Origin of the sequence: Mesorhizobium sp. KR2-14, from assembly GCF_040049255.1 — a bacterium.
GTDB lineage: Bacteria > Pseudomonadota > Alphaproteobacteria > Rhizobiales > Rhizobiaceae > Pseudaminobacter.
In genome coordinates this window covers 39,604-60,688 of sequence record NZ_JBDZDR010000010.1, presented here as the reverse complement: position 1 = coordinate 60,688, position 21,085 = coordinate 39,604, and the positions used below count along the sequence as shown (strand labels likewise).

The 21,085-nt window shown below is 64.7% G+C and carries 20 protein-coding genes; 4 read left to right on the top strand and 16 right to left on the bottom strand.

From position 1 onward, the window contains the following. Positions 1 to 10: 10 nt before the first annotated feature. Both ABLE86_RS20425 and ABLE86_RS20420 read right to left on the bottom strand, forming a co-directional pair. Positions 11 to 1,261, bottom strand: a complete 1,251-nt coding sequence (locus tag ABLE86_RS20425; protein ID WP_348780828.1) for an FAD-dependent oxidoreductase — start codon at positions 1,259 to 1,261, stop codon at positions 11 to 13. 122 nt (positions 1,262 to 1,383) lie between these two features. Beyond that, on the bottom strand, positions 1,384 to 2,277 hold the full coding sequence (locus tag ABLE86_RS20420) for a dihydrodipicolinate synthase family protein (protein ID WP_348780827.1): 894 nt from the start codon (positions 2,275 to 2,277) through the stop codon (positions 1,384 to 1,386). Between the two features lie 107 nt (positions 2,278 to 2,384). On the opposite strand from ABLE86_RS20420, the gene ABLE86_RS20415 reads away from it, so the two are divergent. Together ABLE86_RS20415 and ABLE86_RS20410 are read left to right on the top strand one after the other, a co-directional pair. Then, positions 2,385 to 3,056, top strand: coding sequence for a GntR family transcriptional regulator (locus ABLE86_RS20415; protein ID WP_348780826.1), 672 nt, complete (start codon positions 2,385 to 2,387; stop codon positions 3,054 to 3,056). A gap of 108 nt (positions 3,057 to 3,164) precedes the next feature. Next, entirely contained in the window at positions 3,165 to 3,566 is a 402-nt protein-coding gene (locus ABLE86_RS20410; protein WP_348780825.1) for a DoxX family protein, read from the top strand. 274 nt (positions 3,567 to 3,840) lie between these two features. Here ABLE86_RS20410 and ABLE86_RS20405 read toward each other — a convergent pair whose 3' ends face one another. After that, positions 3,841 to 5,337 carry a CoA-acylating methylmalonate-semialdehyde dehydrogenase gene (locus ABLE86_RS20405; protein ID WP_348780824.1) on the bottom strand — a complete coding sequence of 499 codons (1,497 nt, stop codon included), beginning with the start codon at positions 5,335 to 5,337 and terminating at the stop codon, positions 3,841 to 3,843. 178 nt (positions 5,338 to 5,515) lie between these two features. On the opposite strand from ABLE86_RS20405, the gene ABLE86_RS20400 reads away from it, so the two are divergent. Beyond that, the gene (locus ABLE86_RS20400; protein ID WP_348780823.1) at positions 5,516 to 6,397 is read left to right on the top strand and encodes a LysR family transcriptional regulator; all 882 of its coding nucleotides are present in this window, start codon (positions 5,516 to 5,518) and stop codon (positions 6,395 to 6,397) included. A 68-nt stretch (positions 6,398 to 6,465) separates the two neighbouring features. Here ABLE86_RS20400 and ABLE86_RS20395 read toward each other — a convergent pair whose 3' ends face one another. From ABLE86_RS20395 to obgE, 12 genes are all read right to left on the bottom strand, one after another. Then, on the bottom strand, positions 6,466 to 7,719 hold the full coding sequence (locus ABLE86_RS20395; protein ID WP_348780822.1) for a D-amino acid dehydrogenase: 1,254 nt from the start codon (positions 7,717 to 7,719) through the stop codon (positions 6,466 to 6,468). A gap of 45 nt (positions 7,720 to 7,764) precedes the next feature. Beyond that, positions 7,765 to 8,898 (bottom strand): alanine racemase, encoded by a 1,134-nt coding sequence (gene alr / locus ABLE86_RS20390; RefSeq protein ID WP_348780821.1) that lies wholly within the window; start codon positions 8,896 to 8,898, stop codon positions 7,765 to 7,767. Between the two features lie 369 nt (positions 8,899 to 9,267). Continuing rightward, on the bottom strand, positions 9,268 to 9,783 hold the full coding sequence (locus tag ABLE86_RS20385; protein ID WP_348780820.1) for an RNA pyrophosphohydrolase: 516 nt from the start codon (positions 9,781 to 9,783) through the stop codon (positions 9,268 to 9,270). Positions 9,784 to 9,792: 9 nt separating this feature from the next. Next, complete coding sequence (locus tag ABLE86_RS20380; protein ID WP_348780819.1) at positions 9,793 to 10,941, bottom strand: divergent polysaccharide deacetylase family protein; 1,149 nt, start codon at positions 10,939 to 10,941, stop codon at positions 9,793 to 9,795. A 120-nt stretch (positions 10,942 to 11,061) separates the two neighbouring features. Next, complete coding sequence (locus tag ABLE86_RS20375) at positions 11,062 to 12,390, bottom strand: S41 family peptidase (protein WP_348780818.1); 1,329 nt, start codon at positions 12,388 to 12,390, stop codon at positions 11,062 to 11,064. Next, positions 12,380 to 13,660: a murein hydrolase activator EnvC gene (locus tag ABLE86_RS20370; RefSeq protein ID WP_348780817.1), complete on the bottom strand. Its 1,281-nt coding sequence runs from the start codon at positions 13,658 to 13,660 to the stop codon at positions 12,380 to 12,382. Before ABLE86_RS20370 ends, ABLE86_RS20375 begins: the two co-directional genes overlap by 11 nt. A 138-nt stretch (positions 13,661 to 13,798) precedes the next feature. After that, complete coding sequence (gene rlmH, locus ABLE86_RS20365; protein WP_348780816.1) at positions 13,799 to 14,281, bottom strand: 23S rRNA (pseudouridine(1915)-N(3))-methyltransferase RlmH; 483 nt, start codon at positions 14,279 to 14,281, stop codon at positions 13,799 to 13,801. Positions 14,282 to 14,559: 278 nt separating this feature from the next. After that, positions 14,560 to 14,937, bottom strand: a complete 378-nt coding sequence (gene rsfS, locus ABLE86_RS20360) for a ribosome silencing factor (protein ID WP_348780815.1) — start codon at positions 14,935 to 14,937, stop codon at positions 14,560 to 14,562. Positions 14,938 to 15,102: 165 nt separating this feature from the next. Next, a complete protein-coding gene (locus tag ABLE86_RS20355; protein ID WP_348780884.1) occupies positions 15,103 to 15,690 on the bottom strand; it encodes a nicotinate-nucleotide adenylyltransferase in 588 nt (195 codons plus the stop codon). 202 nt (positions 15,691 to 15,892) lie between these two features. Beyond that, positions 15,893 to 17,179: a glutamate-5-semialdehyde dehydrogenase gene (locus ABLE86_RS20350; protein WP_348780814.1), complete on the bottom strand. Its 1,287-nt coding sequence runs from the start codon at positions 17,177 to 17,179 to the stop codon at positions 15,893 to 15,895. A 3-nt stretch (positions 17,180 to 17,182) separates the two neighbouring features. Beyond that, a complete protein-coding gene (gene proB / locus ABLE86_RS20345) occupies positions 17,183 to 18,328 on the bottom strand; it encodes a glutamate 5-kinase (protein WP_348780883.1) in 1,146 nt (381 codons plus the stop codon). Between the two features lie 11 nt (positions 18,329 to 18,339). After that, positions 18,340 to 19,374: a GTPase ObgE gene (gene obgE, locus ABLE86_RS20340; RefSeq protein WP_348780813.1), complete on the bottom strand. Its 1,035-nt coding sequence runs from the start codon at positions 19,372 to 19,374 to the stop codon at positions 18,340 to 18,342. A gap of 113 nt (positions 19,375 to 19,487) precedes the next feature. Between obgE and ABLE86_RS20335 the strand changes: the two genes are divergently transcribed. Further along, positions 19,488 to 20,348, top strand: a complete 861-nt coding sequence (locus ABLE86_RS20335; RefSeq protein ID WP_348780812.1) for an endonuclease/exonuclease/phosphatase family protein — start codon at positions 19,488 to 19,490, stop codon at positions 20,346 to 20,348. Positions 20,349 to 20,429: 81 nt separating this feature from the next. Here ABLE86_RS20335 and ABLE86_RS20330 read toward each other — a convergent pair whose 3' ends face one another. Beyond that, the gene (locus ABLE86_RS20330) at positions 20,430 to 21,020 is read right to left on the bottom strand and encodes a GNAT family N-acetyltransferase (protein WP_348780811.1); all 591 of its coding nucleotides are present in this window, start codon (positions 21,018 to 21,020) and stop codon (positions 20,430 to 20,432) included. Positions 21,021 to 21,085: the final 65 nt, after the last annotated feature.

The following is a 21,085-nucleotide window of genomic DNA, read 5'->3' as shown; positions in this document are numbered from 1 at the left end:
TGTGAAGCCCTCAGAAGCGTTGTGCGGAAAAAGGCGAGAGATCGATTGCAGGCGCATGACCGAGCACGAGATCGCGGATCAGGGCGCCGGTGGCTGCCGATTGTGTCAGCCCGAGATGGCCGTGGCCGAAAGCATAGAAGACGTTGTCCCGGCCGCGTGCGCGGCCGATCACCGGAAGCGAATCGGGCAGCGAGGGGCGGTAGCCCATCCATTCGCGCCCGTTTGCAGCGTCGAGGCCGGGAAGGAAGTCTTGCGCCTTTTGCAGCATCGCCTGCGAACGCGCGAAATTGGGCGGCCGCTTGAGCCCACCGAGTTCGACAGCGCCGCCAATCCGCAGGCCTGTCGAAAGCGGCGTGATGACGAAGCTATGCCGGGAGAAAATGAGCTGGCGCCTTACGTCGAAGGCGCCGACCGGCAGGGTCGTATTGTAGCCGCGCTCGGTCTCGAGCGGGATGCGGTCGCCGAACTGCTGCGCCAGAAGATGCGACCATGCGCCCGCAGCAATGACGACTTTGCGTGCCAGAAAGGTGCGCCCCTGCTTCAACTGTATCGCAATGCGATCGTTTGCCCGTCGGGCAAGCGCCACATCGCCCTGGACGAATTTCGCGCCGCATTGCTCGGCGTAACGCCAGATCGCCTTGCCGAGCAGTTTCGGATCGGCCACCGTCTTCCATCCGGGGACGAATGTGCCGCGCACGAACCGCGGCGACAGGCCCGCCTGAAGGCCGGGCAACTCGTCCTTGGCCACATGCTGATATTCGATGCCGAAGCGGTCCCGCGCGGCCCAGCCCGGAAGCGATGCCTGAAACTCGGCTTCGCTTTCATAGAGTTCCAGCGAGCCGTCCTCGCGCAGCATGTCGCGTGTGCCGGAACGCGCCATCAGGCCGGCCCAGGCGGCTTCGGCGAATTTCATCAACCCGGCCTGCGCGGCGAGCGCACTCTCGTAGTTGGCGGCCGCGCCGGCGCGCCAGAAACGATAAAGCCAGGGCAGAAGCTGCGGAAAATAAGCCGGCGGTATCGCGAGCAGACCGAGCGGATCTGCCAGCCATTTCGGCACCTGGGCGATCATGCCCTTGTGCGCAAGCGGCAGGACGTCGGAGAAGGCGAAGGCGGCTGCGTTGCCGGAACTGGTTTCCTCGCACACGCCGCTGCGGTCGAACACCGTAACCGCAAGGCCGGCTTCCGCCAGATGGGCGGCGGCGGCAATGCCGACGATGCCCGCGCCGATAATGGCGATGTCGGGGGCCGCCTCAGCGCTCATCGGCCGTGCCTCCGCCCTTCCTTCACCCGGCTTGTCGCACAGCTCCTATCCTTCCCGTCAGGGAGCGGAGCAGGCGATGCGGTGGCCGGATGAGGGAACATGATTGGCCTTTGGAACGAACCTCAGAACTGCGGCAATGCGGGGCGCACGGCCAGCGCATCCTTGATGACCTTTTCGGCGGCCTTGCGGCGCTCGCCCGTCAGCGGCTGGCGCGGCATGCGAACGCGATCATTGGTGCCGATGGCATGGACCTCTGCAAGCTTGATGTTCTGGACCAGATAGGTCGAGACATCGAGATCGAGCAATGGGCGGAACCAGCGGTAAATCGCCAGTGCCTCTTCGCGGCGGCCGTGCTTCATCAGCTGGTAGATGGCAACCGTCTCGCGCGGGAAGGCGGTGACCAGGCCGGCCACCCAGCCGATTGCGCCCACGCTGAGCGCCTCGAAAGCAAGGTTGTCGACCCCGGTGAAGAGGTCGAAGCGGTCGCCAAAGCGGTTGATGATCTCGGTCGAGCGGCGGATGTCGTCGGAGGATTCCTTGACCGCGACGAACAGTGGATCAGCGGCAAGCTCCTCCATGATGTCGACCGTGACGTCGACGCGATAGGCCACGCGGTTGGAGTAGATCATCACCGGCAGGCCGCCTGCGGTAGCCACCGCCTTGAGCGTGGCAACGGTTTCCTGCGGATTGGTGTGGTAGATCGGGCTCGGCACGATCATCAGTCCGTCGGCGCCGGCTGCGGCGGCCTTCCTGGCGACCTCGGCGCCCTCACGGGTGCCGGCCTCGTTGATGGTGAGCAGCACCGGCTTGCCATTGGCCACGCCCTGCGCGGTCTTCAGTACGGCCAGCTTCTCCTCGGTCGAGAGCATCGGCCCTTCGCCGAGCGACCCGGCGACGATGATGCCGTCGCACCCCGCCTCCATCTGAATCGCAAAGCAGCGCTCCATCTCGGCGTGGTCGAGGGCGTCGTCCTCGGTGAATTTGGTTGTGACGGCTGGGAATACTCCGGTCCACATAACGGGCTCTCCATCTGATATATCACAGATATATCTCTCCAGAAATCCGGCTGTCAATTGGCTTTCCGCTCTGATATATCAAAAATTCCCAATCGGAACTGCACAGTTTGAACACCAACGACACCATCGCCGAACGCGCGGATGTGGCCGAGCCGGTCAGCCTGAGGGCCTATCACGCGCTGGAAAAAATGATTGTCACGCTGGAGCTTGCGCCCGGCGGCGTCATCACCGAACGCGTCCTCATCGAAAAGCTGTCGCTGGGCCGTACGCCGGTCCGCGAAGCCATTCAGCGGCTGGCCTGGGAGGGGCTTATCTCGGTGCGCCCGCGCGCGGGTCTGGAAATCGCGCCGCTGCACGCGGCCGATTGGCTGCGCGTTCTCGACGTGCGGCGGGGGGTGGAGATCATCCTGGCCCGCTCTGCGGCGCGCTTCGCCACGCCGGAGATCGCGGCCCGGCTACAGGCGACGGCGCTTGCCATGCACCGCGCGGTTCTCGCCAACGACGTGATCGGCTATCTCGAGGCCGACAAGTCTCTCGACGAGGCCATGGCCCTTGCGGCGGACAACCAGTTCGCCGCCCGCCTGGCTGCCCCGCTGCAGACCCACAGCCGCCGCTTCTGGTATCGCTTTCAGAGCGGCACGGGGCTTGCCGAAGCCGCCGGCAACCATGTGGCGCTCATCCGCGCGATCCTGGATCGCGACGAAGATGCGGCCGCCACCGAGGCCGACAGGCTGATGGCGCTCTTGCGGCTGCACGCGCAGGCGGCTGCGATGCGGTAAGCCAAATGTCGTCTCATGTCGGAAACGCGCCGGCTCGCGCGTCTTTCATCCGATCCGCGCGGCACGAGAGCTTCGGCCGCTGCAGGCAAGGTAGATAAAGGAGGACTCATGGGCAAAAGCATCGCCGTCATCATCGCGAGGCTCATATTTGCGGCCATCTTTCTCATGGCAGCCGCATTCAAGTTTGCGGGCATGCAGACCACGGCCGATTACATCGCCGCCGCCGGTTTTCCGTTCCCGCTTTTCCTGGCTTGGGTTGCTGCGCTGTTCGAAGTGGCGCTGGTCGCCTGCTTCCTCAGCGGCGCATTCTTCCGCGAAGCATCCCTGCTGGCCGCAGCATACGTAATCTTCCTCGGCTTCGCCTTCCACGGCCCGTCCCATTGGCAAGGCAACCAGGCCGAGTTCGGGTTCTTCGTCGACCACTTCTCGTTCATGGCCGGCCTGCTCTTTGCGGCGGTTTATGGACCGGGCGAGAAGCTGGCGCTGCCCTACGGCAGGCTCTGGAGATAGACGTCTCGAAAAGGGAAAAGCCGCGGTTGACCGCGGCCTTTCTGCATTAATCGAGAACCGGACCGGCCTCAGTTCATCGTCGGGATGATGAACTCGGCATCGTCCTTGATGCCCTGCCGCGCGCCCGCAGCCGCACCGCGGCGAGGACGCGCAAACAGGAAATCGTCGGCCTCAGTTCATCGTCGGGATGATGAACTCCGCGCCGTCCTTGATGCCCTGCCGCGCGCCCGCAGCCGCACCGCGGCGAGGACGCGCAAACAGGAAATCGTCGGGCTTAGTTCATCGTCGGGATGATGAACTCCGCGCCATCCTTGATGCCCGACGGCCAGCGCGAAGTGACCGTCTTGGTCTTGGTGTAGAAGCGGAACGCATCCGGACCATGCTGGTTGAGATCGCCGAACGACGAGGCCTTCCAGCCGCCGAATGTGTAGTAGGCGATCGGCACCGGGATCGGCACGTTCACGCCCACCATGCCGGCCTGCACGCGGGAGGCAAAGTCACGGGCGGCGTCGCCGTCGCGGGTGAAGATGGCGGTGCCGTTGCCCATCTCGTGGTCGTTGACGAGCTTCAGCGCGTTCTCATAGGTCGGCGCACGGACGACCGAGAGCACGGGGCCGAAAATCTCTTCCTTGTAGATGCGCATTTCCGGCGTCACGTGGTCGAACAGGCAGCCGCCCATGTAGAAGCCGTTCTCGTAGCCCTGCATCTTGAAGCCGCGGCCGTCGACCACCAGCTTGGCGCCTTCCTGCACGCCGCTGTCGACATAGCCCTTGATGCGCTCCAGCGCCTCGCGGGTGACGACCGGGCCGAAATCGGCCGAGCTATCGGTCGAGGGGCCGACCTTCAGGCTCTCCACGCGCGGGATCAGCTTTTCCATCAGGCGGTCGGCGGTCTCGTGACCCACCGGAATTGCAACCGAGATCGCCATGCAGCGCTCGCCGGCCGAGCCGTAGCCGGCGCCGATGAGGGCGTCGACGGTCTGGTCCATGTCGGCGTCGGGCATGATGATCATGTGGTTCTTGGCGCCACCGAAGCACTGCACGCGCTTGCCGGCCGCACAGCCGCGCGCATAGATGTACTGCGCGATCGGCGTCGAGCCGACGAAGCCCACGGCCTTGATGTCGTGGTCGTCGAGGATAGCATCAACCACGGTCTTGTCGCCGTTGACGACGTTGAGAACGCCTGCCGGCAGGCCGGCTTCGACGAACAGTTCGGCAATGCGCAGCGGCACGCCCGGGTCGCGCTCGGACGGCTTCAGGATGAAGGCGTTGCCGGCGGCGAGGGCGGGAGCAATCTTCCACAGCGGGATCATGGCCGGGAAGTTGAATGGGGTGATGCCGGCCACGACGCCGAGCGGCTGGCGCATCGAATAGGTGTCGATGCCGGGGCCGGCATTGTCCGTGAACTCGCCCTTCATCATGTGCGGGGCGCCGATGCAGACCTCGACCACTTCAAGGCCGCGCTGGATGTCGCCCTTGGCGTCGGCAATCGTCTTCCCGTGCTCGCGGGCAAGGAGCTCGGCCAGTTCGTCATATTCCTTGTGCACCAGCTCGAGGAACTTCATCAGTACGCGCACGCGGCGCTGCGGGTTGGTGGCAGCCCAGGCCGGCTGTGCAGCCTTGGCGTTTTCCACCGCCAGGCGCAGTTCCTCGGCCGACGCCAGCGCCACCGTGCCGCGCACGGAGCCGTCCATCGGCTGCATGACGTCCTGCTTGCGCCCGCTTGTTCCGGCGACGCGCTTGCCGCCGATGAAATGACCGTATTCGACCATGATGGCTCTCCTTAAGATGGTGGCCCATTGTCTTGCTTTGCGCTGCGCATTGCAACGCGATCGGAGCAGCAACCGTTGTGCGCAAAATAATGTACCCGTGCAGATTGCGTGCTGTTTTTCGCATAGTAAACTGCGCTCATGGTTTCGTTCCCCACCACACCTCCAGCGGGCCTCCCCCATGAACTGGGATGACGTCCGCATATTCCTTGCCGTGGCCCGTGCCGGCCAGATCCTGGGCGCGGCGCGGCGTCTCGAGCTCAACCACGCCACGGTGTCGCGCCGCCTGGCTGCGCTGGAGGAGGCGCTCAACACAAAACTGTTCCGGCGGCTGACGACGGGGAGCGAATTGACCGCCGCGGGCGAACGCTTCCTTGATTTTGCCGAGCGCATGGAAGCCGACATGATCACCGCCCGTGCCGAAGTGGCGGGCGAGGGGGACGACGTTTCCGGCACGGTGCGCATCGGCGCGCCGGATGGCATCGGGGTCGCCTTCCTGGCGCCGCGGCTCGGCGCGCTGACGGCGATGCATCGCGACCTGAAGATCCAGCTTGTGCCGGTGCCGCGCTCGTTTTCGCTGTCGCGGCGCGAGGCCGACATCGCCATCACCGTCGAGCGCCCCACCGAAGGGCGTCTGGTCGCCGGCAAACTGGTCGACTACACGCTCGGCCTGTTTGCCTCACGCGCCTATGTGGAGCAGAACGGCCTTCCCAAGACGGTGGCCGAGCTTTCCGGCCACCGCCTCGTCGGCTACGTGTCCGACCTCGTCGCCAGTCCATCACTCGATTATGCCGCGGAATTCAGCCCCGACTGGGATGCCGGCTTCTCGATTTCCTCCAGCCTGGGCCAGACCGAGGCAGTGCGGGCAGGCGCTGGCATCGGCATGCTGCACAGCTTCATCGCCCGCTCGATGCCCGAACTGGTGCCGGTTCCGGCGGCAAAGCCGATCCGCCGCGCCTACTGGCTGGTCTATCATGAATCGATGCGTCCGCTGCGCCATATCCAGATCGTCGCCGGCTACATCACTCGCATCGTGGAAAGCGAGAAGGCGCTTTTCATCTGAGAGTGCCAGAAAAGCCAAAGGCCGCATCCTTGCGAATGCGGCCTTTGGGATCTTGGCGAGCGCCTACCTCAGTTGTACCGGCTGAGGTTGAGCGGCGTGGCGTCGATCTCCGGCTTGCGGCCGGTGACGATGTCGGCCAGCACGCGGCCCGAGCCGCAGGACATGGTCCAGCCCAGCGTGCCGTGGCCGGTGTTGAGGTAGAGATTGTCGAAGCGGGTCTTGCCGACAATGGGCGGACCATCCGGCGTCATCGGGCGCAGGCCGCTCCAGAATGTGGCATCCTTCACCGACCCGCCCTTCGGGAACAGGTTGGAGACCGAATATTCCAGAGTGTCGCGACGGCTCTTGTGCAGGCGCAGGTCGAAGCCGGAAATCTCGGCGGTGCCGCCGACGCGGATGCGATCGCCGAGGCGGGTGATGGCGATCTTGTAGCTGTCGTCCATGACCGTCGAGACGGGCGCGGCGTCTGGATTGGTGATCGGAACGGTGATCGAATAGCCCTTGACCGGATATACCGGCACCGACATGCCGAGCGGCCTGAGCAGGAAGGGCGAATAGCTGCCCAGCGCCACCACATAGGCGTCCGCCTTCAGCACGCCGGCGCTGGTCGCAACGCCCGAAATGCGCCCGCCCTCGACCAAGATCTTGTCGATGCTGGTGTTGAAGCGGAATTTTACGCCGCGTTCGCCGACATGCTCGGCCAGCTTGTCGGTGAATATCTTGCAGTCGCCGGTTTCGTCATTGGGCAGCCTGAGGCCGCCGGCAAACGAGCCTTCGGCCGTTGCCAGGCCGGGCTCGGCGCCAATGCAGCCAGCCCTGTCCAGAACCTCGAAGGGAACGCCGAACTGCTTCAGAACCTCGATGTCGCCGCCGACGCCGTCGAGATGCTTCTGCTCGCGGAAAAGCTGCAGCGTGCCCTGGGCGCGGTCGTCATAGGTGATGCCGATGGTCTTGCGCATCTCCTTCAGGAGATCGCGGCTATACTCGGCCACCGGCACCATGCGCGCCTTGTTGACGGCGTAGCGCGATGAGGTGCAATTGCCGAGCATCTTGATCAGCCACGACCACATGTGGCGGTCGAGCTTCGGCCGCACCACGAGAGGGCCGTGCTTCATCAGCAGCCACTTGATGGCCTTGGTCGGAATGCCGGGGCCGGCCCAGGGCGAAGCATAACCGGGCGAAACCTCGCCGGCATTGGCGAAGCTGGTTTCCAGGGCCGGGCCGCTCTGGCGATCGACCACCTCGACCTCGTGGCCGGCTTCGGCCAGATAGTGGGCCGAGGTGACGCCAACCACCCCGCTCCCCAAGACAAGAACTTTCATTCGTACAACTCTCCCCTGCGATGATGCTTTTGGGCGGCGGGCGGCTCAGCCGTCTTGATAGATACGGTGGAAACGATGGCCGAGGCCGGTCAGCACCTCGTAGCCGATGGTGCCGGCATGGCCGGCAACGTCATCCACGGCCTGGTGGCTGCCGATCAGCTCAACCAGATCGCCCGCTTTCAGCGCGCCTTCCGGCAGCGCGGAAATGTCGATGATGATGCTGTCCATCGAGACGCGGCCGATGAACGGAAGCCGGACGCCGTTGAAATAGGCGCCGGCGGCAGCGCGGCGGTGCCAGCCGTCGGCATAGCCGAGCGAAATCGTGGCGGCGCGCAGGGGGCCGGCGGTGCGGAATGTGTGGCCGTAGCCGATGCCGGTGTTCTTATCGAGCGTGCGGGTCTGGATGACTTTGGCATCCAGCTGCACCACCGCGCGCATCGGGTTGGCATGGCCGGGGGTGGGATTGATGCCATAGAGCGCGGCACCCGGCCGGGCTAGATCGTAGTGGTAGTCGGCTCCGAGAAAGATGCCGGACGAGTTGGCGAGCGAGGCGGGGGTTGCCGGCAGCATTGCGCGCAGGCGGTCGAATGCTTCCTTCTGCGCGGCATTGGCCGGGTGTTCCGGCTCATCGGCGCAAGCCAGATGGCTCATCACCAGCTTGACGTCGAGGCCGTCCAGCAGGCTCGCGTCGCCGGCGAGCGTCTCGACTTCCGAGGGCATCATGCCAAGCCGCGACATTCCGCTGTCGACCTGAAGGGCGACGGGGAGGCGGCGGCCGACGGCGCGGGCTGTTTCGCGCCAGGCGGCCAACTGTTCGAGGCTGTTGGCAACGGTGGTGAGGCCGGCGGCCGCCGCTTCGACCTCGGCGCCGGGCGTCGTGCCGTTGAGTATGTAGATCGCGGCACCGCGGCCAAGAACTGCCCTCAGCGCCAGTCCTTCGCCGACATGCGCCACGAAAAACGTGTCGCAACCTTCCTTCATCAGCGCTTGTGCGACCTGGGCGGCGCCCAGCCCGTAGGAGTCCGCCTTCACGACGCCGGCACAGCGAGCGTTACCCAGGCGGCTCTTGAGCAGGCGGTAGTTTTCCCGAACCGCAGAAAGATCGATCGTCAGGATCGCGCCGGCTTCCGCCAGGCTCGCCTGCGTGAAATCGCGATTATTTGCGTAAGACTGGTCCATTCCGCCGAAAATTCCCTCATGCTGGCGCAAAACCCCTCTGAAAAGAAGGAAAATTGCTTCAAGCCTTGGTTTGATGCACGATCCTTCTTGAAATCCGACTGATATTCGATGATCGTGCCTCGCTGCCACCAATAGTTCGGGAAACATTGCATCGCAATATGGCCGGCTGGGGCAGTGCGCCTTTGTGCGTTGGCGCAGAGGCGGCGAAACGTCGCATCCCGCCGCGCCATGCGAACTGGATTGCGCTGCCGCGGCGGAACCGGCCGGCCATTGTTGAAAAGGGCGCCTGCGGCGGCGAGCGATCGCGCCACGGCGAATTCGGCCGGCCTAACCGGCCGGTTCTTCATATCGGAGGGGCGGTGCCGGGGATTAGGGCGCGAGGTGCCGGAAGGCGGCCACGACCTCGTCATAGACCTTGCGCTTGAACGGCACGATCAGCTCCGGAAGGTCGATCATCCTCTTCCAGGCCCAGCCGTCGAATTCGGGGTCATGTCCACCCGGCGGCGGATTGATGGCGATCTCGCTCTCGTCGCCATCGAACCGAAAGGCGAACCATTTCTGCTTCTGCCCGCGATACTTGCCCTTCAAGGCGATGCCGACCTTGTCGGCCGGAAGGTCGTAGTGGATCCACCCGGGCGCTTCCGCCAGAAGCGAGACGCTGCGGATGCCGGTCTCCTCGTAGAGTTCCCGCAACGCCGCCGGCAACGGATCCTCGCCCTTGTCGATTCCGCCTTGCGGCATTTGCCACAGCTTGTCCGCTCCAGCCATTTCGCTGTCGGGCTCGGCAATGCGATGGCCGGCCCACACCAGCCCGGTCTGGTTCAGCACCATGACGCCGACGCAAGGCCGGTAGGGAAGCGACTGCGGATCGAGTTTCTTTGACATCTATGTCCTTCAGCCCTTTTCGGGATCGTTGGCGAGTGCCGACACGGGCACGATCTCTATGCCGCGCTGCCTGGCCTCTGCGACCCATTGCGCAACGGCGTCCACCGTGACGTCGAAGGCGGAGCCGGTGCCGATGGCAAAACCCTTGGCGCGCGCGATGCTTTCCAGCTGGTCGAGCTTCTTCAGGATCGTGTCGCGGTCGCCCGCCTGATCGATGATCGCGTCGCCCGAGGCGAAGGGAACGCCGTCCTTCAGGGCCAGTTCCGGCGCGAGGCTGCGTGCAGAGGAACCGTCGTCCAGGTAAAGCAGGCCGCGTTTGCCGAGTTCGGCCATGAACGGCCCCATGGCGGCCGGATCGGCGGCGAAGCGTGCGCCCATATAGTTCATCACACCCGTATAGTTGGTGGTGCGCGACAGGACCCAGTGCAGGTTCTTCAGGTTCTCGGCTGCGGATCCGGAAACCGTCAGCGTGTTGCGGCCGGGATTGACGTTCGGGTAGTCGAACGGCTCCAGCGGCACCTGCATCACGATCTCGTGGCCCTGCCGGCGCCCCTCCTGCATCCAGCGGCCGATGCTGTTGCCGTGCGGCGCGAAGGCAAGGGTGACCTCCGGCGGCAGCTTGGCTATCGCCTGCTGGGTGCCCGTCTGCGACAGGCCCAGCCCGCCGATGACGATTGCCACCCGCGCGCCGCGCGCGCCCGACCACGGCCGCGCATAGACGTCGAACGGCCGCCTGCCGTCGGCGGCCCGCGCCGGCAGCGGGCCGGCTTCGCTTTGCTCAATCAGGTCACGGTCCGGCAGATGGGCGACGCGAAGGTCCTGGCCAATGCCGGACGGGTCGTGGATGACGACGACATTGCCAGCCGAACCGCTCGGTGGGCTGACATGGATGATCGAGGGGCTTTCGACCTTGGGCCGTTCTTCCAGCGCCGCCTGTTCAACCGGCATGGCCATCTCAGGCTTCGAAACGGTGATCGGCGCCGGATTGCGGAAGGGTTTTTCGCGAAAGGCGATCGCGCTCGATGCGGCCACGATTGCCACCGCTGCCAACGCCGTCAGCAACGTCCCGGTGCGAAGGGAATATCCGCGAGTTCCCCTCCGGGGGCCGGGGGCATTCTGTCCAAGCGGGCGATCGATGTCCTTCTGCACTGGCGACAAGCCGCATCCTCGAGGCCGGAGGGAAGGTATGTTGCTGGAAAACTCCGCCGGTGGAATTCCGGCGGAGTCAGGAGGCTTTGGCTTGTGGGCGGTTGCCCCGCTTAGATCGGGGCTCAGCCCTTACTGCTGGTTCAGTACCGCCTTGTCGGGGTTCGGCGGGAAGGCCGGATCGGCCTTGGTGCCGCGCATCAGGTCCAGCGCGTAGTTGAGCTGGATGTCGTCCTTTGCTTCCGGCGGCACATAGGCAGCCGAGCCCGAGCCTTCGTCGTTCTCTTCGACACCCTTGATGTGCCCCTTGAGTTCGGACTCGCCGCGCGTCACGTCACGTCCCTTGAGCTCGTCCGGCAGCGGCTGGTCGACCTTGACGTCGGGCGTGATGCCCTTGCCCTGGATCGACTTGCCCGAAGGCGTGTAATAGAGCGCCGTCGTCAGCCGCAATGCACCGCTTTCAGCCAGCGGGATGATCGTCTGCACCGATCCCTTGCCGAAGGACTGCGTGCCGAGCACGGTCGCGCGGCGGTGGTCCTGCAGTGCGCCGGCGACGATTTCCGAAGCGCTCGCCGAACCGCCATTGATGAGCACGATGAGCGGCTTGCCGTCGGTCATGTCGCCCGAGCGGGCATCGTAGCGGGTGATGTCCTTCGGGTCGCGGCCGCGGGTCGAAACGATCTCGCCGCGATCGAGGAAGGTGTCGGAAACGCTCACCGCCTGGTCGAGCAAGCCGCCCGGGTTGAGCCTCAGGTCGAGGATGTAGCCCTTGAGCTTCTCGTTCGGCACCTGCTTCTTGATCTGCTCGATCGCGTTCTGCAGGTCGTCGAAGGTCTTTTCTGTGAAGGAGGTGATCTTCATGTAGCCGACGTCGTTCTCGACGCGGAACTTCACCGCCTTGACCTTGATGATATCGCGCATGATCGTCAGGTCGATCGGCTTGTCGGCGCCCTGCCGCAGGATCGTCAGCTTGATGGGCGTGTTGACGAGGCCGCGCATCTTCTCCACGGCGTCGTTCAGGGTCATGCCGCGCACTTCCTCGCCGTCGATCTTGGCAATGAAGTCGCCGGCCAGCACGCCTGCCTTGGCCGCAGGCGTGTCGTCGATCGGCGTGATCACCTTGACCAGATCGTTCTCCATGGTGACTTCGATGCCGAGGCCACCGAACTCACCCTTGGTCTGGACGCGCATGTCCTTGGCTGCTTCCGCGTTCATGTAGGACGAATGCGGGTCGAGCGAGGTGAGCATGCCGTTAATGGCGCTCTCCACGAGGGATTTCTCATCCGGCGGCGTCACATATTGGGCGCGCACGCGCTCGAAGATGTCGCCGAAAATCGCAAGCTGGCGATAGGTGTCAGACCCCGCCGCATTTGCCGTCGAGCTGGGCACGCCATAGACCAGGGTCATGGCGGATGCGCCCATCAGCGCTCCGGCTAACAGAAGCGACAATTTACGTATCATTTCCTGTCCTTCCCGAAAGCCGCTCCGACCACCATGGGGTCGGATCGACGGGTTTTCCATCCTTACGGAACTCTACATAGAGCTCCGAAACAGTGTTTCCATTGGGAGGCGCAGAGGTGCTCGCCACCCTGGTTTCCCCCATCGCTCCGATCGGCTCGCCTGCGAGGACGGACTGTCCCTGTGAGACGCTGATTCTGCTCATGCCCGCAAGGACGACATGATAACCGTCGCCTGCATTCAGGATCAAGAGTTGTCCATATGAGCGGAAGGGTCCCGCGTACAAGACGGTTCCATCGGCTGGCGCCGTGACGATGGCTCCCGATTGTGTCGCAACCGTGTCGCCGAGCATCACGCCGCCGTTATCGTCGTGCGCCCCGAAATGCCGGGTGATCCGGCCGATGACCGGCAAGGCGATCCGCCCGCGCATGGCCGAGAACGGCGCCGACGCCAGGAGCCGGTTGGCGTCGGGCAATGCCGCCAGTTCGGCTTCCCGTGCCAGCCTGTGCTCTGCCGCCTGCCTGGCGGCCGCATCGTTGCGGCGGCTGTTTTCCGCCTGGGTTTCAAGCGAGGCGATCAGGTCCTTCAGGCTCTTGGCCCGGGCGGCAAGCTCCTGCGATCTGGTCTGTTCCTCGGCCAGCGCGGTTTCGGTCTCGCCATGCAGGCGCTGCTTTTCTTCCAGCAGAAGGCCGAGCCGCTTTTTCTCCGTCAGCTGCTCGGCGACCGAAGCCAGCAGGCGTTGCCTTTCCGCCTCGATGGAAGCCGTAACCCGCTGCATCTCCTTCATGTCGGTCATGAGGATCTCGGTTTCGGCCCGCAGCTCCGGCACCACGGCCCCGAGCAGGATGGCGCTGCGAACGGAAGACAGCGCGTCCTCGGGCTTGACCAGGATGGCCGGGGGAGGGTTGAGGCCCATGCGCTGCAGCGCGCCCAGCACTTCGGCGAGCACGCCGCGCCGCGCCGCCAGCGAAAGCCGAATCGCTTCCTTCTGCTCCTTCAGCCCTTCCAGCCGCCCGGTGATGTCGTCGATGTCCTGGCTGAGCTTCTTCTCCGTCTTGGCCGACTGGATGAGCGCTGCGGTGATGCTGGCGTAGTCCTTCTTGACCTTGGCGATCTCCGCAACCAGCGTATCCAGACGGTCGGCCGAGAGGCTCATGTCGCGCGAGACCTGCTCGTATTCGGCCTGCCGCTCGGCCTGGCTGGCCAGGATGGCAGAGCTGTCTTCGGCGCGCGCGCAGGTTGCCGACATGGCGAGCGCAAACGCGACAGACATGCCCAGGCATGTCCGCCCAACGCCCACTCCTTTGACCAATCGATGCATTCCGCCACGCCGCAAATTTCGGCTCGACCTTAGCGGCTCGTTCGTTAACGAACAATCAACCATGTTGCGGCGCCCGTCGCCGGAGGTGGGTCAAGCCCGATGGTAGGGATGGCCCGAAAGAATGGTCGCGACGCGATAGAGCTGTTCGGCCAGCATGATGCGCACGAGCTGGTGCGGCCAGGTCAGGGCACCGAAGGAAAGCGTCAGCTCGGCACGCTCGCGAAGCGCGGCATCATGGCCATCCGGCCCGCCGATGGCGATGACGAGGTTCTTCTGGCCGCCATCGCGCAGGCGGCCGATCCGCTCGGCAAGATCCTCCGAGGAGATGTTCTTGCCGCGCTCGTCCAGAAGCACCAGGGCAGCGCCGGAGGCGAGCTGCGCCTGCAGCTTCTGGGCCTCCTCGCGCTTGCGTTCGTTGACGGCCTGCGCCCGGCTTTCCGGGGTTTCGATGACGCCCGCAAACTCCAGCCCTATCGCGGGCCCGCTTTTGGCGAAGCGGTCCAAATAGCGGTCGGCCAGTTCCTTGTCGGGACCGGCCTTCATCCGGCCCACGGCGTGTACGGCGATCTTCATCCTGCTCCGACCATTGGAATGGCGCTTGGCGCATGGACCCGGAAAATGGGTCCGGCAACCCATGCACGCGTCCCGGCGCCGTTTCCCGCGTGGGCGTGCACCAACTCGTGGCGGCCGGATAGCCGATCCAGCCGCGACGTGTTTCTCGCTAGAGCGGCGGCATCCTTACTCCGCACGCTCTTCGTTTTGGCCGCATTATATGGCGCCAAGCGATCCGCTTGGCTGCCAAATGCTCCAGAGCGAGGTGTTGGAAGGTTCTTACACCATTCCTTCCTTCTCTAGTGGACCGTTTCTTCCTCGAGGCCCGGCGCCTGCCACATCTTCTCCAGATTGTAGAAGTCGCGGACTTCGGGACGGAAGACGTGCACGATGATATCGCCCGAATCGATCAATACCCAATCGGCTGCCGCAAGGCCCTCGATGCGAGGGGTGCCCAAACCGGCGTCCTTGAGCGCCTTGATGAGATGATCGGCCACCGCCGCGACATGACGATGCGAGCGTCCCGACGCCACCACCATGTGGTCGGCGAGGCTCGATTTGCCATGAAGGTCGATGGAGACGATGTTTTCGGCCTTGGAGTCTTCCAGACTGGCAAGGACTGCTTTGAGGGCACGGGACACGGCATCGCTTCCGTCCATCCCGGCCAGTGAAGGCATGACATTTGCCTTCTTGCTGAGTGCTGTTCTCAGTGTCTTTCCTTCCGAACAGGAACAACCAAAAAGTCCCGCGGGCATCGCAGGACAATCAATAGATATGCAGAGTCGTATTGTGGTTTCAAGGCTCGGACGCTCATTGAATCAAGATGGGAAACAAGACGGCGTTCAGGGCTTGGAGCCGTTGCGAATGGCGGTGGAAGACAGGAGCGAACGACGCCCGTGGATGAAGGTCCACGCAGGCGCCCGCATCCTGGCCAGGCGTGGTGCATCCGCCTCGTCCACCCGGGCATAGCCGAAGGTCTTTGCCACCACCGATGACAGGAAGGACAGGGTCGAACCCGGCCGATCGATGACCGCGATGGGGAACGTCATGACGATCTGGCGCCAGCGCTGCCAGCGATGGAAGTTCCGCAGATTGTCGGCGCCCATGATCCACACGAAATCGACGCCGGGATTGCGCGCCTTGATTAGCGCCAGCGTGTCGGCGGTGTAGCGCATGTGATATGTCGCCTCGAAAGCCGTCACCTTCATGCGCGGATCGCGTGCCATCGCTTCCGAAAGGCGAATACGTTCGGCGAGCGGCGCCAGCTCGCGCGTGTCTTTCAGCGGGTTTCCCGGGGTGATGATCCACCAGAGCTGGTCCAGCCGCAGCCGACGCATCGCGATCTCGGCCACCAGTGCATGCCCGCGATGGGGCGGGTTGAACGAGCCGCCGAACAGGCCGACCTGCATGCCCTTTTCGACATGCGGCATGCGCAGATATTTCGGCGCGACGCTGTTATCATCCCCCATGCCGGGAGGATCGATCCGCGAAGCGGAGCTGGATGGGGGTGCCGGCTGGGTCAGGTCGGAGGTGGGCAACTGGTTTCCACCCCCACCCCTGCTTCCGAATGACGCTTCGCGACATTCGTCTGCCGACCCTCTCCGCAAGGAGGAGGGTAAAACGGCCCCGCGATCACGGCCGCACCTGCCCCGATCCGCGCACGCGGTACTTGAAGGAGGTGAGTTGCTCGACGCCGACCGGACCGCGCGCATGCATCTTGCCGGTGGCGATGCCGATCTCCGCGCCCATGCCGAACTCGCCGCCGTCGGCGAACTGGGTCGAGGCGTTGTGCAGCAGGATTGCCGAGTCGATTTCGTTGAAGAATCGCTCCACAGCCGCCGCATCCTCGGCAACAATTGCCTCGGTGTGATGCGACGAATAGGTCTCGATGTGGTCTATGGCGCCGGCAACGCCGTCCACCAGCTTCACCGAGATGATCGCATCGAGATATTCCGTCACCCAGTCGGCGTCGGTCGCCGGCTTGGCGTCGGCAAAGGCCTTCAGCACGTCCTCGTCGGCGTGGATCTCGCAGCCCGCCTGGCGCAGCGCTTCCAGCACCGGCACAAGATGCGTGGCCGCAGCCGCCCGGTCGACCAGCAGCGTCTCGGTAGCGCCGCATATGCCGGTGCGCCGCATCTTGGCGTTGACGGCGATCTTTTTCGCCATGTCGAGGTCGGCCGACTTGTCGATATAGAGATGGCAGATGCCCTCGAGATGGGCGAAGACCGGCACGCGCGCCTCGTTCTGCACGCGCTCCACCAGGCTTCTGCCGCCGCGCGGCACGATCACGTCGAGATTGCCCGACAGGCCCTTCAGCATCTCGCCGACGGCGGCGCGGTCGGTGGTCGGCACCAACTGGATCGCGTCCTCGGGCAGGCCGGCGGCGCGCAGGCCCTCGACCAGACAGGCGTGAATGGCCGCTGACGAATTCAGCGAGTCCGAGCCGCCGCGCAGGATGACCGGATTGCCGGCCTTGAGGCAGAGCGCGCCGGCGTCGGCCGTCACGTTGGGGCGGCTCTCGTAGATGACGCCGATGACCCCCAGCGGCGTGCGCACGCGCTCGATGTGAAGGCCGTTGGGGCGATCCCACTCGGCCGTCACCTCGCCCACCGGGTCCCTGAGTTCGGCGATGGCGCGAACACCTTCCGCCATGTCGCGAATGCGCTTCGGATCAAGCTTGAGCCGATCCATCAAGGAGGCGCTGAGCCCCGCTTCCGCGCCGTTCTTCATGTCGATTGCGTTGGCTGCGAGGATCTTTTCCTCGCCGCGAACGAGAGCATCGGCCATGGCGACCAGCGCCGCATGCTTGCGCTCGGCGCTGGCAATGGCAAGCGGCCGCGCGGCCGCACGCGCCTTGCGGCCAAGTTCGGCCATCAGGGAGGCGGTGTCCTCCCGGGATTTCTCATGTGCCACCTGCATGGCTCAACCTCCCGCCTGCGCCGTTTCCGCCGGCTCGCTGTGGCTTACCACCAGATCGTCGCGATGAATCATAGCCGAACGCGCCTCATAGCCAAGCACGCCGGTGATCTCGTCGGTCTTCAGTCCCGCGATCCTTACGGCATCGGCGGCATCGTAGGCAACAAGGCCGCGCGCGATCTCACGCCCCGCCGGGCTGACGATCGCCACCGTGTCGCCGCGCGAGAAATTGCCGTCCACCACCGTCACGCCCGCCGGCAGCAGCGATTTTCCCGACAGCAGCGCGCGAACCGCGCCGGCGTCCACCACAAGCCTGCCGGCAGGCTCGAGCTGGCCGGCGATCCAGGTCTTGTAGCCCTTTACCGGATTGGCGCTGGGCTGGAAGAAGGTAGCCCGCTCGCCGCGGTCGATGGCGCCGAGCGGGTTGAGCCGCGTGCCTGAGGTGATGATCATCGCCGTTCCGGCGGCCGTGGCGATCTTGCCGGCGTCGAGCTTTGTCCGCATGCCGCCGCGCGACAGTTCGGAGGCCGCAGCCCCAGCCATCGCCTCGATGTCGGGCGTGATCCGCTCGACAAGGGGAATGAATTTCGCATTCGGGTCGCGGGCAGGGGGGGCCGTGTAGAGGCCGTCTATGTCGGAAAGCAGCACGAGCAGGTCGGCGCCCATCATGGTTGCGACGCGCGCGGCCAGGCGATCATTGTCGCCATAGCGGATTTCGCTGGTGGCGACCGTGTCGTTCTCGTTGATGACCGGCACCGCCTTCATCTTGAGCAGGGTCGAGATGGTCGCGCGCGCATTGAGATAGCGGCGGCGCTCCTCGGTGTCGCCGAGCGTCACCAGCACCTGGCCCGACTTCAGGCCGTTGCGGCCAAGCTCGTCCGACCATGCGCCCGCAAGAGCGATCTGGCCGGCGGCGGCCGCCGCCTGGCTTTCCTCCAGCTTCAGCGCGCGCTTGCCCAGGCCCAGAATGGTGCGGCCAAGCGCGATGGCGCCCGAGGAAACGACCAGAACCTCGGCGCCGCCTGCCGCAAGGGCGGCGATGTCGTCGCTGATCGAAGCCAGCCAGTCACGTTTCAGGCCGGCCGAACGGTCGACCAGCAGGGCCGAGCCGATCTTGACGGTGATGCGGCGGTAGTTCTTCAGGGATTGCAGGCTCATGGCTTCTACCTGATCCACCGCTCGTCAGGCTCGGTCGGCGCTTCTTCCACCCGTGCCGCATGAATCTCCGCCATCAATGCGCGCAGCACTGCCTCGACGCCTTCGCCGCTCACTGCCGAGAGAATGAAAGGCGTCGTCCCCGTCGCGCGCTTCAGCGAGGCGAGCTTCTTCTTGCGGGCATCCGCATCAAGCGTGTCGACCTGGCTCAGCGCCACGATTTCCGGCTTGTCGGCAAGGCCGTGGCCATAGGCTTCCAGTTCCTTGCGCACGGTCTTGTAGGCCTTGCCCGGACTTTCCTCCTGCGCAGACACCAGATGCAGCAGCACGCGCGTACGCTCGACATGGCCGAGGAAGCGGTCGCCAATGCCCACTCCCATGTGCGCACCCTCGATCAGGCCGGGAATGTCGGCGATGACGAATTCGCGCGCATCGACCCGCGCCACCCCGAGGCCAGGATACAGCGTGGTGAACGGATAGTCGGCAATCTTGGGCTTGGCAGCGGTAACTGCGGCCAGGAAGGTCGACTTGCCGGCATTGGGCAGGCCAACCAGCCCGGCGTCGGCAATCAGCTTCAGCCTGAGCCATATGGTGCGTTCCTCGCCCGGCAGGCCGGGGTTGGCGCGGCGCGGCGCCTGGTTGGTCGAGGTCTTGAAATGCTGGTTGCCAAAACCGCCATTGCCGCCCGCCGCAAGGCGGAAGCGCTGGCCCACTTCGGTCAGGTCGCAGATCAGCGTCTCATTGTCTTCTTCATAGGCCTGGGTGCCGACCGGCACCTTCATCACCACATCGGCACCCTTGGCGCCGGTGCGGTTGCGGCCCATGCCGTGCACGCCGGTCTTGGCGCGGAAATGCTGCTGGTAGCGATAGTCGATCAGCGTGTTCAGGCCGTCGACCGCCTCGATCCAGACATCGCCGCCGCGACCGCCATCGCCGCCGTCCGGCCCGCCGAACTCGATGAATTTTTCCCGGCGGAACGAGACGGAGCCGGCGCCCCCGTCGCCGGAGCGGATATAGACTTTGGCCTGGTCGAGGAATTTCATCGGAACAAGATTTTCGCTGCTATCTAATGTGTGGGACTGCTCTAGCGCAAAGAACGCACGAGGGCGAGTGCAGGTTTGAGGCTTCGCGCAATCGGAGAGGGTGAGAGATGGGCATGAAACTGGTCACATACAACATCCAGTACGGCATCGGCCGCGACGGCAACTACGATCTCGGGCGCATTGCGGCGAGCCTGCAAGGCGCCGACATCATCGCGCTGCAGGAGGTGACACGCAATTTTCCGCGCAATGGCGGCGCCGATCTCGTGGCCGGTCTCGCCGAACTTCTGCCCGATCTGTTTCACGTCTACGGCCCGGCCATGGATGTCGATTTCGGCCTGCGCGACGAAGATGGCCGGCCGGCCAACAAGCGCCTCCAGTTCGGCAACATGGTGCTGTCGCGCTGGCCGATTGCGGCCTCGCGCAACCTGCTTCTGCCTCGCACGCGCCGGTTCAATCGCGGCAATCTGCAGCGCTCGGCGCTGGAGGCGCTGGTCATGGCCCCGTCCGGCCCGTTGCGCGTCTATTCGGTTCATCTCGATCACATCAATCACGAGGAGCGCTCGGCCCAGATCCGCCATTTGAAGGAGCGTGTCTATGCCTATCCGATGGAGGGTGGCGCCATTACCGGCTCGGCCGAATACGGGTTTCCCGAGCTGCCGTGCCCGGAAGAATTCGTTCTGATGGGCGATTTCAACATGGTGCAGGGATCGCCCGAATACACCCTGATGGCTGGAGAGGCCGACCATGCCGAGGGCCGCCAGATCGTGGCTCACCATCCCGTGGACGTCTTTTCGCTCACCGACGGCGCGCAAGAAGGCGCGATAAGCTGGATCGACGACGACAAGCCGGAACAGAATAGGCTGATCGATTTCGCCTTCGTCCACGCAAGCCTTTCAGCCCGCGTCAGGCGAAGCTGGATCGACGCATCCGCAACCGGCTCGGATCATCTGCCGGTCTGGTTCGAGCTGGGGTGAGCGGCCAGCGGACCGGCCGCTCGTCTTCCTTCACATGCATGACCGCCAGTGCCGGCGTCGATACCGGGCGTACGTCTTCGCTCAAAGTCGCGCCCATGTCCTGAGGCTCACCCAAGCCTTGCGGTCGAGGCGATAGCGTTCCACCGGCACCCTGCCTGCGACGATGGAGTTCAGCATGCCCTGGCCGGCATACTGGAAGCCGCACTTGTGGATGACGCGCCGCGAGGCCGGATTGATGACCCGGCAGGAAACGTGCAGCACATTGATGGTCGTGGCCCGGAAGGCGAGGTCGACCAGCGCATGCGCGGCCTCGGTCGCATAACCACGCCGCCAGTAGGGTTCGCCGATCCAGTAGCCGAGCTCCAGTCCGCGATCGGTGGCGTTCAGCCCCGCGCACCCGACGAAGGCGCCCGTTTCCGCGAGTGTGACCGCATAGACTGCCCCGGTGCTGCGCGGCTGCGCGGCACTGTTGAGAAAGGAGCGCGCCTCGGCGTCGCCGTAGGGATAGGGCATCCGCGACAGCATCTCGGCCACGCGCGGATTGTTTGCCAGCGCGATCAGCTCGGCGGTGTCGTCTTCATGCGGCGGGCGCAGCACCAGCCGTTCGGTGACAAGCACCGGGCAATCTATGCTCAGACTTTCATCTTCGAAGTCTTCCGCTTCGGCAACCATGTCCAATATTCCTCCAGACAAAGAAAAAGGGGAGCTGGCGACCCATCTCCCCTGATCCTTTTTCT

What these genes read in the sequence shown, in the direction of transcription:
- ABLE86_RS20425 (WP_348780828.1), bottom strand. Translation starts at nt 1,261, where the DNA reads ATGAGCGCTGAGGCGGCCCCCGACATCGCCATTATCGGCGCGGGCATC.
- ABLE86_RS20420 (WP_348780827.1), bottom strand. Translation starts at nt 2,277, where the DNA reads ATGTGGACCGGAGTATTCCCAGCCGTCACAACCAAATTCACCGAGGAC.
- ABLE86_RS20410 (WP_348780825.1), top strand. Translation starts at nt 3,165, where the DNA reads ATGGGCAAAAGCATCGCCGTCATCATCGCGAGGCTCATATTTGCGGCC.
- ABLE86_RS20405 (WP_348780824.1), bottom strand. Translation starts at nt 5,337, where the DNA reads ATGGTCGAATACGGTCATTTCATCGGCGGCAAGCGCGTCGCCGGAACA.
- ABLE86_RS20400 (WP_348780823.1), top strand. Translation starts at nt 5,516, where the DNA reads ATGAACTGGGATGACGTCCGCATATTCCTTGCCGTGGCCCGTGCCGGC.
- ABLE86_RS20395 (WP_348780822.1), bottom strand. Translation starts at nt 7,719, where the DNA reads ATGAAAGTTCTTGTCTTGGGGAGCGGGGTGGTTGGCGTCACCTCGGCC.
- alr (WP_348780821.1), bottom strand. Translation starts at nt 8,898, where the DNA reads ATGGACCAGTCTTACGCAAATAATCGCGATTTCACGCAGGCGAGCCTG.
- ABLE86_RS20385 (WP_348780820.1), bottom strand. Translation starts at nt 9,783, where the DNA reads ATGTCAAAGAAACTCGATCCGCAGTCGCTTCCCTACCGGCCTTGCGTC.
- ABLE86_RS20375 (WP_348780818.1), bottom strand. Translation starts at nt 12,390, where the DNA reads ATGATACGTAAATTGTCGCTTCTGTTAGCCGGAGCGCTGATGGGCGCA.
- ABLE86_RS20370 (WP_348780817.1), bottom strand. Translation starts at nt 13,660, where the DNA reads ATGTCTGTCGCGTTTGCGCTCGCCATGTCGGCAACCTGCGCGCGCGCC.
- rlmH (WP_348780816.1), bottom strand. Translation starts at nt 14,281, where the DNA reads ATGAAGATCGCCGTACACGCCGTGGGCCGGATGAAGGCCGGTCCCGAC.
- rsfS (WP_348780815.1), bottom strand. Translation starts at nt 14,937, where the DNA reads ATGCCTTCACTGGCCGGGATGGACGGAAGCGATGCCGTGTCCCGTGCC.
- ABLE86_RS20355 (WP_348780884.1), bottom strand. Translation starts at nt 15,690, where the DNA reads ATGCCGCATGTCGAAAAGGGCATGCAGGTCGGCCTGTTCGGCGGCTCG.
- ABLE86_RS20350 (WP_348780814.1), bottom strand. Translation starts at nt 17,179, where the DNA reads ATGCAGGTGGCACATGAGAAATCCCGGGAGGACACCGCCTCCCTGATG.
- obgE (WP_348780813.1), bottom strand. Translation starts at nt 19,374, where the DNA reads ATGAAATTCCTCGACCAGGCCAAAGTCTATATCCGCTCCGGCGACGGG.
- ABLE86_RS20335 (WP_348780812.1), top strand. Translation starts at nt 19,488, where the DNA reads ATGAAACTGGTCACATACAACATCCAGTACGGCATCGGCCGCGACGGC.
- ABLE86_RS20330 (WP_348780811.1), bottom strand. Translation starts at nt 21,020, where the DNA reads ATGGTTGCCGAAGCGGAAGACTTCGAAGATGAAAGTCTGAGCATAGAT.